At 53.2% G+C, this 1,311-nt stretch carries 2 pseudogenes; both read left to right on the top strand.

What is annotated here, in order from left to right:
* Nucleotides 1–34 precede the first annotated feature (34 nt).
* Nucleotides 35–325: pseudogene (locus E0D98_RS24335) on the top strand (malate transporter); the annotation flags it as partial.
* A 36-nt stretch (nucleotides 326–361) separates the two neighbouring features.
* Nucleotides 362–1,311 (top strand): annotated as a pseudogene (locus E0D98_RS24330) (IS3 family transposase); the annotation flags it as partial.

Genomic DNA, 1,311 nt, shown 5'->3' with positions numbered 1-1,311 from the left:
GGCGTTCTGCTGCCTGTTATCCCCCGTGAGGAATATGAAAATGAAACCACAGTATCAGACCCGTTACGAGCTGCTCCACGAAAGCTACCAGAAATGGCTGACCGGCTTCACCCGGCACGCCGTATCCTGGGGCGTGTGTCATCCGAATATCTACTACTTCCATAATCTGACGCCCGGGTGGGTGTCATTCAATAGTGAAAAACCGGAGATTGCCATCGTACCCCAGAGTCTGCACCGGCTGATTTATGGTCCGGACAAACGGACCACGCCGCCCCTGGATGATGATCTGATAGTGAATTTATGCACCAGTGAACATCTGCTGGTTTGTAGTGGCACACTAAATTTGGCCACCTGATGAAAGGTGATATTCTCACCACAACACAAAACAGGTGACTTAATGAACAAGAAAACCAAACGAACCTTCACCCCTGAGTTCAGGCTGGAATGTGCACAGCTGATTGTTGATAAGGGCTACTCATATCGACAGGCCAGTGAAGCGATGAATGTCGGTTCAACCACGCTTGAGAGCTGGGTACGCCAGCTCAGGCGAGAGCGCCAGGGTATTACGCCCTCTGCCACACCCATTACTCCAGACCAGCAACGTATCCGCGAGCTGGAAAAGCAAGTTCGCCGTCTGGAGGAACAAAATACGATATTAAAAAAGGCTACCGCGCTCTTAATGTCCGACTCGCTGAACGGTTCACGATAGCCGCCAGACTAAGTGACAGCCACACGGTTGTCAGCCTGTGTTCTGCTCTGGAAATACACCGCAGCAGTTACCGGTACTGGCGAAAACGACGCGATACGGTTAATCCGGCACGAGTCAGGTTGTGCAGCGAAATACGCCGGGCGTGGAACCAAAGTCGGGGCTCTGCGGGCGCGCGCACTCTGGCTGAAATGCTGACTCAAAACGGCGTCCCGATGAGCCGTTACCGTGCCGGACGTCTGATGAAATATCTGAACCTGAGCAGTTGTCAGCCCGGAAAACATCAGTATAAAAATGCCCGTCAGGAGCATACCAGCCTGCCGAATCTGCTTGAGCGTCAGTTCGCAGTACCGGAGCCAGACCGGGTATGGTGTGGAGATATTACGTATCTCTGGGCAGGAAATCGCTGGTGCTATCTGGCGGTTGTTATGGATCTTTTTGCCCGCAGGGTTATCGGCTGGAGTCTGTCAGCGCATGTCGATACCGCACTGATAAGCAGTGCCCTGCGGATGGCCTATGAGACGCGTGGCCAACCCCGGGATGTCGTGTTCCATAGCGACCAGGGAAGCCAGTATACAGGCCTTAAATATCAACAACTTCTCTGG

The organism is Escherichia sp. KCJ4928 (assembly GCF_004352695.1).
Classification (GTDB): Bacteria; Pseudomonadota; Gammaproteobacteria; order Enterobacterales; family Enterobacteriaceae; genus ECMA0423.
Note: the sequence above shows the minus strand (reverse complement) of the source record. Positions and strands in the feature narration are given on the sequence as shown.